9 protein-coding genes are annotated in these 9,501 nt (G+C 41.0%); 1 reads left to right on the top strand and 8 read right to left on the bottom strand.

Features of this window, described 5'->3' with window-relative positions:
* Nucleotides 1-58: 58 nt before the first annotated feature.
* Both KTHG_RS10950 and KTHG_RS10945 read right to left on the bottom strand, forming a co-directional pair.
* Entirely contained in the window at nt 59-2,146 is a 2,088-nt protein-coding gene (locus KTHG_RS10950; protein ID WP_139993521.1) for a histidine kinase dimerization/phospho-acceptor domain-containing protein, read from the bottom strand.
* Nucleotides 2,147-2,235: 89 nt separating this feature from the next.
* Complete coding sequence (locus tag KTHG_RS10945; protein ID WP_139993519.1) at nt 2,236-2,937, bottom strand: response regulator transcription factor; 702 nt, start codon at nt 2,935-2,937, stop codon at nt 2,236-2,238.
* A gap of 245 nt (nt 2,938-3,182) precedes the next feature.
* On the opposite strand from KTHG_RS10945, the gene KTHG_RS21245 reads away from it, so the two are divergent.
* Nucleotides 3,183-3,347, top strand: coding sequence for a hypothetical protein (locus KTHG_RS21245; protein WP_186439563.1), 165 nt, complete (start codon nt 3,183-3,185; stop codon nt 3,345-3,347).
* A 164-nt stretch (nt 3,348-3,511) separates the two neighbouring features.
* On the opposite strand, the gene KTHG_RS10940 is transcribed toward KTHG_RS21245, so the two are convergent.
* From KTHG_RS10940 to nikA, 6 genes are all read right to left on the bottom strand, one after another.
* Nucleotides 3,512-4,807 (bottom strand): arsenic transporter, encoded by a 1,296-nt coding sequence (locus KTHG_RS10940; protein ID WP_139993516.1) that lies wholly within the window; start codon nt 4,805-4,807, stop codon nt 3,512-3,514.
* A 106-nt stretch (nt 4,808-4,913) separates the two neighbouring features.
* Complete coding sequence (locus KTHG_RS10935) at nt 4,914-5,726, bottom strand: ATP-binding cassette domain-containing protein (protein ID WP_139993514.1); 813 nt, start codon at nt 5,724-5,726, stop codon at nt 4,914-4,916.
* The gene (locus tag KTHG_RS10930) at nt 5,723-6,520 is read right to left on the bottom strand and encodes an ABC transporter ATP-binding protein (RefSeq protein WP_139993512.1); all 798 of its coding nucleotides are present in this window, start codon (nt 6,518-6,520) and stop codon (nt 5,723-5,725) included. Before KTHG_RS10930 ends, KTHG_RS10935 begins: the two co-directional genes overlap by 4 nt.
* Entirely contained in the window at nt 6,520-7,359 is an 840-nt protein-coding gene (nikC, locus tag KTHG_RS10925; RefSeq protein WP_139993510.1) for a nickel transporter permease, read from the bottom strand. The genes KTHG_RS10930 and nikC overlap by 1 nt, the downstream gene beginning before the upstream one ends.
* Nucleotide 7,360: 1 nt before the next feature.
* Nucleotides 7,361-8,302, bottom strand: a complete 942-nt coding sequence (locus tag KTHG_RS10920; RefSeq protein WP_139993508.1) for an ABC transporter permease subunit — start codon at nt 8,300-8,302, stop codon at nt 7,361-7,363.
* Nucleotides 8,303-8,310: 8 nt separating this feature from the next.
* Nucleotides 8,311-9,501, bottom strand: a 1,191-nt coding sequence (nikA, locus tag KTHG_RS10915) for a nickel ABC transporter substrate-binding protein (protein ID WP_139993625.1), incomplete at its 5' end; no start/stop codon positions are given.

Below are 9,501 nucleotides of genomic sequence, written 5' to 3'. Positions count from 1 at the left end.
TTAATATAATAATAGAAGAAAAAAAACCCCAGCCAAATCGGCTGGGGTTTTTATATTACTACGGCAGTTTCACGGTCACTTTAAATAAATCGCCATCCACTTGAATTACTAAATGTGTGCCATGTAGGTTGGCAATGGACTGCGCAATCGCAAGACCAAGGCCAGAGCCTTCTGTATGGCGTGATGCATCGCCGCGTTTAAAGCGGTCCACAAGCTCATCGACATTTTCCGTTAATTCATAGGCAGAGACATTTTTAATAGTCAATGTACCTTCTTTTAATTGCACATGCACACGTGTGTTAGGCGCGCTATATTTAATCGCATTGCCAATTAAATTGTCAATCATGCGTGCCCATTTCGCTGCATCCACCGTCAATGAATAGCTTTCAGCATCGAACTGTGTGCGAATCGTTAATTGATGCGCGGTCGCAAGCTCTTCATGCTCCCCAACAAGCTGCTGGAGTAACTGGACATAATCAATCGTCTGCTTATGCAACTCAACCTGACCAGATGCCATTTTTGTGACATCAAATAAATCATCAATCAATCCTTTTAATTTTTGCGTTTTCGCATCGAGGACCTCAATATACTTCGCATGCTCCTCAGCCGTTAATGCCGGATTTTTCAGTAAGTCTGTATACGTCATCATTGCCGTCAGTGGCGTTCGTAAATCATGGCTCACATTCGTAATCAGTTCGGTCTTCATACGCTCACTATTTTGCTTTTCAGCCATTGATTCATCGACACCCATTTTTAATTGCTGAATGCGCTGTGAATGCTTCGCAAGCGGTGACGAGCCTGTTAGCGCTGTATTCTTGTGACCAAGTAAGGCTTCATTCGTTTGATCCATCACTTGTTTCATCGCCGCTAAATGCTTCAGTCCCTTGTACATAATGGGTAGCATCACAACGAGCCATAAGAAGATGTAAATAATTAGTATACTACTGTTGAAATTATACTGCATAACAATGAGGAATCCAATCCCTGCTAGGAAAAAGGCAAACCAAGAAAATAGCGTAAAGAAAGTATATTGTGGCAGTTGAAGTGCCTGTGCAAGCATTTGACCAAACTTCACTGAAACCAAGCGCTCACGTACATTTCCACCGCGGAATGCATAAACAATATTATGCATAAATTGCAGTAGCCAATAAATTAAGAAAGCGGAAATGGCCCACATACTAATAAGGGCAAAATAATCTATAGTAGAACCATAGTAACTCTGTGTGAAGATTGATGTCACATTTCCGCCAATTAATAAGCCAATCACGCCAATCACAAGCGATAGCCCAGCTAACACTTCAATCGACCAAGAGAGCTTCGGATACTTTTTACGTAGTGGCCACCATAAAATCAGTGCAACAATCAGTGCAATAACACCTGCAATTTGAATGATTTGTAATACAAGCTTCAACTGCTCAGCTTGCGTTATAGCCTTTCCAAGCTCGGTCGTAGCTTTTGCTGATGCTGGCAAATACCACTGAATATCGTATGTTGCATCCTCCGCTGGGATAAGCTCAAATTCGAAGCCATCTTCCGGAGTCTCATACCAGCCAGCATAACCGTCATATGGATTAAGAGTAAAATTTGATGTTTTTTCAGAGAATATAGCTTTTTCCTTTGTATCTTCATTTGAGAATACTTGTCCCGTTTTTGTATTCGTTGCTTTATAGACAATACCATCTAACTGTGCATCATCATTTTTTAAACTCTCATAATATTTTTTAATATGCTGTTTTTTTATAGGCAACACAATTTTCGCTGTAAACGCATCGTCATTATAAATTTTTTGATTGTAGCGAAGTGCTGCTTCTAGCTCCTGCTCCAGCGCCTTTTTTTGCTTAGCTGATGTTTTATAGCTCATAACGTTTTTATACGCACCGCGAAGATTTTCTGTCCGTTCATTTTCTGAGCTTGCTAAGCTTTCGCGGTACATTTGTAAATCCTTATTGGTTACGGTCGTGTTTTTCAGTAAATCCTTTAATTTATGCTGTAAAATAATCTCCTTCTCTATTAGTGTCATATTATTTCCAGCTATATTTTGAACATTTTCAGCATCCTTCGCCGGATTATTAAAGCCAAACATAACATATGCCACAAGTGCGACACAGCTCAGCGCCAGCAACATACTAATAAATCCTCTTCTCACCTTTATCACCTCATCATTTTAATAAGAGAAAGTGAACAGCACATACAATAATTGTCGATAAGCCTAATACCGTTGCAATAATCGACCAACTACGGCTGCTCAATTTTATAGCCGACACCCCATACTACTTTCACATATTGTGGATTTTTTGGATTAGCTTCTACTTTTTCGCGGATTTTACGGATATGAACAGCGACGATATTCGCCGCATTATAAGCAGGCTCCTGCCAGACCGCTTCGTAAATCGCATCTATTGGGTAGACACGGCCTGGATGCTGCATGAGCAACGTCAAAATTTGAAATTCAAGCGGTGTTAATTTCACTTCATTGCCGCTGACAAAGCATTGCTTTGTTTCCACATTGATGCTCAAATCACCAACGTCTATCGTCGCCGCATTATTTTCTACAGCATATGTACCAAGCGTCATATAGCGGCGCAGTTGAGACTTCACGCGTGCCAGTAACTCAAGCGGACGGAAGGGCTTCGTCATATAATCGTCCGCACCGACAGATAGCCCTAGGATTTGATCCGCTTCCTCTACTTTTGCGCTCAGCATAATAATCGGAATATTACGCTCTGCTCGAATTTTAAATGTCGCCTGAATCCCATCTAGCTTTGGCATCATGACATCTAAAATAATTAAATGCACCTCTGTTGTCGCGAGTAATGCAAGCGCCTCTTCTCCGTTCTCTGCCTGCACGACCGCATACCCCTCATTTTTCAAATAAATTTCAATTCCGCTGCGAATATCCGCATCATCGTCGACTACTAAAATCGTATACATGTCCATTGCCTCCCTCTCGAAGTACCTCTATCGTATAAATAAATTCTTAACATTTGCTTATAATAATTATGAAGAAATTCTTAAGTTTTGTCTGCCCCTCTTCAAAAATGACGAAATGATTACAATTTCACGATAATATCCCTATTTTTAGCCGTCATTCATGAACTTTTTGTAACGGCTTTCTTTTTGCTGTAGTCATAAGCGAAAAAATCACCTATAATAAGCGTAAACGGATTGGAGGTTATATACCTATGATGGCTATTATCACTACTATCATCTTCATGGTAATTGGTGTCGGTTCAGTGCTTGCGCTTTTCGTAATCAACGCATACGATATCAACTATTTATCACTACCACCTGAAGAAATTGAAAAACACCGCCAAGCAAAACGTAACGGAACAAAAGTTGCTCATTAGTTTTGACTTGTAAGAGACTTTGACTGTTGTCTAAGTCTCTTTTCTTTACCTTCGTACAACAAAAAAAGCAGAAATCGCCTACTGACGATTTCTGCTTTTTCTATGTATGTCTAACGTAATTCATCACACACACAATTTCCATTCCACAATCCCTATTTGTTATCCTACAGAAGTATCAGGCGAATGTAAAGCCCTAAAAGCGTAATTAGCAAAATAGGTGGCGTTAAACGTATGCCTAGCTTGAAATACTGGCCCCAAGAAATGCGAATTCCTTGCTGACGCAGTACATGCAGCCACACAAGGGTCGCGAGCGAGCCAATCGGCGTGATTTTAGGTCCTAAGTCTGTACCAATAATATTGGCATAAATGAGTGCCTCACGTATGATACCACTCGTCGATGTCTCGGCAATTGCGAGCGCATCGATCATGACGGTCGGTAGATTATTCATCACAGAGGATAATACCGCCGCAATAAAGCCCATTGAGATGGTTGCTGCAAATAAACCATGCGATGCGCACCACTCAATGACCTCCGCAAGCACCGTTGTAAAGCCCGCATTGCCCATACCATAAACGACGACATACATCCCAATGGAAAATAACACAATATTCCACGGGGCACCTTTGAGTACAGCTTTCGTTTTTACCGTATCTGAACGACTGGTCGCCACTAAAAACAGTAAGCCTGTTCCAAGGACGATAAACGATACCGGAATATGAAGCGGCTCACTAAGAACATAACCAACAAGTAAAATGGCGAGCACGACCCATGACCAGTGAAAGAGCGTCTGATTACGAATGGCCGTCTTTGGTGACTTTATCGACGCGACATCATAGTGCTTTGGAATATGTTTACGGAAATAAATGTACAATACCGTAATCGTTGCTACGAGTGAAAATAAATTCGGCACGAACATACGCGATGCATATTCCATAAAGCCAATTGAAAAAAAGTCCGCCGAGACGATATTCGTTAAATTACTAATCGTAAACGGCAGCGATGTCGTATCCGCGATAAAGCCACTTGCCATAATAAACGGCAGGAGCATCGCCTCTTTAAAGTGCAGATTTCGCACCATCGCGAGGACGATTGGCGTTAAAATAAGCGCGGCCCCGTCATTGGCGAATAATGCAGCCACAACCGCACCGAGTACGCTAACGTAAATAAATAAGCGAATGCCGCTTCCTTTTGCGAGGCGCGCCATATGAAGCGCGGCCCACTCAAATAAGCCGATCTCATCTAAAATAAGTGACACTAAAATAATACCAATAAACGCAAGCGTCGCATTCCACGTAATGCCGATTACTTCTTTTACATCACCAAAATCAACGACACCTACAAGTAGGGCAACAGCGGCACCAATACACGCTGTCCACCCGATATTAAAGCCTTTCGGTTGCCAAATGACGAAAAAAATCGTCACAGCAAAAATTCCGAAAGCGAGTAAAAATGTTCCCATCTTGTACGCCTCCTCAGCGTGATACCTTCCTTATGCTAAGGGTTCTGTGACAAAAGTGCAATATATGAAAAAAGAAAAATCACGCTATCAGCGCGATTTTTCTCTTTTACTTAATCGGTCGTGCACGAATCGTCCGCTTCAATGGATGCTCCGCTAACATATTCATTTTTAAGTGACATGCTGCTGGTTCTATCGACGCCATAAATTCAGCCACCGAATCATAGTGTTCATTGATTCTACCTGATTCTAAAATCGCAATCTGATCCGACATCAAACAGGCCGCTTTAATGTCATGTGTAATAAAAACATACGTTAATTGAAATTGTACTTTTAATCGTTGCAATAACTCAATAATTCGTTGTTGATTGACCATATCTAAGCTACTAATCGGCTCATCTAATATGACCAATTTCGGTTTTAATGCTAGCGCACGCGCAATGTTTATACGTTGTAATTGACCACCACTAAACTCACGTGGGTATTTTGTCAAATCCTGTGCGCTTAACCCAACCTGTTCTAACAATTCAATTATATAAGCGCGCTTTTCTTCGGGTGCCACTGCACGATAGTTATCAAGTGGCTCTGCAATAATTTGCTCCACCGTCATCCGTGGATTAACAGCCGATAGCGAATCTTGAAATACTACTTGTAAATCTCGACGCAATTGTTTGAGCGTCGCACCTTTTGCTTGATATAAATCCTGTCCTAAAAAAGTGACCGTCCCCTGTGTCGGACGTTCAATACCGAGCATAATACGTCCAAGTGTCGATTTCCCAGCACCACTTTCTCCAAGCAACGTAAAGCATTGCCCCTCAGGAACCGCAAGAGAAAGCTGCTGTAGCGTAGGAGCCGGCTGCGTTTTTAACAGGCTTTTTTTCTTATACGTATGAGAAAGTTGCGTCAATGTCAAAATTGTCATGACAAGCCTCCTTCAACTGTCGGGTATGTTAGACGCGCATTCAATAAATGCTTTGTATACGGGTGGACGGGTGCATCAAATAAAGATTGCACATCGGTCATTTCAACAACCCGTCCCTTTTCCATCACAATAACGCGGTCTGCCATCTCTGCAATAACGGATAAATCATGTGAAATTAATAAGATAGCCGTTTGATGCGTAACTCGTATATGTTCTAAATGTTTGAGCACTTCTTTTTGATTGTATAAATCAAGCGCTGTTGTCGGCTCATCTGCAATGATTAACTTTGGGCGTAATACGGCCGCAAACGCAATCATGACACGTTGTAGCATTCCACCACTCAATTCAAATGGATACATTTTCAAAAGTTGAGCGGGATTCTTCAACTGTACATCGCTCAGTGCCTCACAGGCTTGCTCCGTCGCTTGTTTTTTCGTGCATGCTGTATGCTTTCGAATAAGTTCAATCAATTGATGTCCAATTGTATACAATGGCGAAAAAGCGGTCATTGGATTTTGCATAATCATCGCCAATTCACATCCTCGGCGTTGACGCAGCACTTCTTCATTCATCCCTGTCAGTTCTTCGCCATTCAGACGAATTAAACCGTGCTGTGTAAGTCCTTTATCGAGTAATTGAAAAATAGCTAAACTCGTTAGCGTCTTGCCACTTCCGCTTTCGCCGACTAAGCCAACTACCTCGCCTGCTTCAATCGAAAAATCCATTGGATATAATAGTCGTTTGTCACCTAAATCGATGGCTAGCTGCTGCACGTCTAAAATAGTTGTCGTCATTATTTCTCTTTTCCTTTCAGTGCTTGCTTGTTTACATCAAATAAAGTCGCGAGGGATTCTCCTAGTAAATTAAACAACATCACGACAAACATAATACATAGCCCCGGATAAAGCATCAGTTCAATATTACTGCGCACAAAGGATTTCCCTTCTAAAATCATCATGCCCCATTCCGGTGTCGGTGCTTGCACGCCGAGCCCTAAAAAAGACATCGATGAAATATTCATAATCGACCAACCCATTTCAAGCGTACTCATCACTAATAGAGGTGGTAAAATATTCGGGACAATATGCTTTCGTATAATACGAAAAGCAGACGAACCATTAATACGTGCAGCCTTAACATAATTTTCCGTTTTGAGCGTTAGCACCATGCCACGGAAAATACGTGCATAATAAACCCATTGTACAAGAATCAATGCGAAAACAACTTGTTTTAATCCTGGACCAAACATACCGACAAGACCAATGACCAATAACAAATTCGGAAAAGCCATCATCGTTTCGCAAATGCGCATCAAAACATAGTCAATCCAGCCACCAAAGTAACCTGCTACCGTTCCTACAAGAAGACCAATTGATAATGAACAAATAAAAATGACTGTCGCACTTCCAAGCGATGCCTGCATCCCAATAAGGAGGCGTGATAAAATACAACGCCCTAAATGATCAGTGCCAAGTGGATACTGTGCAGAAGGACCTTGTAATTTCATCGCTAAATTCACAACGGTTGGATTATTTGGTGCAAGCCACGGTGCGATAATTGTCAAAATAAATAACAACGCAACTAACACACTATAAAATGTTACTAATTTATGCTGTTTTATAAAATGAATCATGTTATAAATGCCCTCCTTTTTTCACGATACGAGGGTCTATATACATTTGAAGAATATCTACTATTAAATTACATACCAAATATAATACCGCTGACAATAACACATAGCATTGAATGACCGGCATATCACGGCTAAAAATAGCATCGATAAAATAACGCCCAAAACCTGGAATGGAGAAGACTACCTCAACAATGACCATCCCTGTCATCAACGTTCCTAAATTAATCCCTAGCCCCGTAATAACTGGACCAATAGCCAGACGCAGCACATATTTCACCATAATAATGCGTTCTTTTAAGCCTCTCATTCGTGCAAATGACACAGCTGGTTCATGCATATGTTCTAACATATTGGCACGTAGCATTCGCGTATACTGTACAATAAACGGCAACGCGAGCGTAATCATTGGCAAGATAAGATGTTGCCATGTCCCTACCCCTTCAAGCGGCAGAATCGCTAATTTAACCGCAAAAACGATAATGAGTAGATAGCCAACTAAAAAGGCGGGCATCGACGCACCGATAAATGCTAAAAAGCGCGTACTATAATCGACAAAACCATTTTTGTGAAGCGCGGTATAAAAGCCAAGCGGCACACTAATTAAAAAAGTTAGTATAATACTGCCTAGGCCAAGCTGAAATGACACCGGTAGCCGTTCACGCATTTCATCGATTACAGGTCGTTTCGTCATATAGGAATCTCCAAAATCAAACTGAACCACCTTTTTCACCGTCTCTACATATTGAAGAAAGATGGGCTTATTTAAGCCCATCTCCTGACGTTTCTCTTCTAATGCTTGTGGAGTTGGGTGTGTGTTTGATGCTGCAAAATAAGCTTCAGCAGGATCAACCGGCGACATCTTGACCATGATAAATGTTAGCAAAATTGCTAATAAAAAAATCGGAATAAGCGCCAATAAGCGCTTTACAAGAAATCCAACCACATTGCCACCTACTTCAACTTAATGTCTGTGAATGAATGTTCATCACGATTTGGCGCAAAGTGTAAGCCCGTCACATCATCTTGGTAGACTGCAATTTTATTAATATATGAAATTGGTACAATTGAATATTGTTGTTGAATTTGGGTTAAAATATCCGTGTACATTGCTTGACGTTTTTTCTCATCTGTTGATTTTAAAACGCCTTTAATTTCTTTGTTTAATTGTTGTTGCTTATCATAAGAAGCCATCGTTACATGGTAGCCAAACCCTTTACTTGCCACAATATTTACGAATGTATGTGGGTCATACGGTGTACCATAGTTGCTGAATAAGTTAATGTCAAAGTCATCGCCTTTAAAGCGTTTCACTTGGTTCGCTAATTCTTCTGATACGAGATTTACTTTGACACCAATGGCTGCCCATTCGGATTGCATTGTTTCAGCCATCGTTTTTTGAATCGTATCAGCTGAAACATACATCATTTCGATTTCAAGTGGTTTGCCATCTTTTTCACGCGCTGTACCGCTCGCATTTAATTTCCAACCCGCTTCGTCTAATAGCGTCGCTGCTTTTTTCGGATCATATGCTACATCCTGTGCCTTAACATCTTGTGTATATGGCATATTCGTTGATAATACGTGATCAGCGGCTTCTTCCATTCCGGCTGTTACGCTATCTACCATTGTCGCTTTATCAAATGACATAGCTAACGCTTCACGTACACGCACATCAGATAGTGTATCACGCGTCGTATTCATGACTAATTGACGCGTTGCATACGGTTCTGAAATTTGTGTTTCTAACGTATCATCTTTTTGAAGATCTTTAAATGTTTCCGTTGATACAGCGCCTTCACCGATAATTAAATCAATATCGCCTTTTTCAAGTGCCATTGCACTCGTTTCTGCATCTGGAATGACTTTAACTTTGATTTCTTTAACATCTGATTTTATACCCCAATAATGCTCATTACGTTCGAAAGTTGCATAATCATCCGCTTTGTATTCTTTTAGCACCCAAGGACCTGTTCCCACTGCTTCTTTCACACCTTTTGATGTGTCATCATCACTTGGAAACCCTGCATCACCTAAAATACGTACAGGGCGCGCTACAGCTAATTCTTGTAGTGTTGCATAATACGGTTCTGACAACGTCATTTTAACCGTTGCATCATCTACCACATCAACGGCTTTAATTTT

It is taken from the genome of Kurthia sp. Dielmo (assembly GCF_000307285.2).
Lineage (GTDB): Bacteria > Bacillota > Bacilli > Bacillales_A > Planococcaceae > Kurthia > Kurthia populi.
This window is presented reverse-complemented; position numbering and strand designations above follow the sequence as displayed.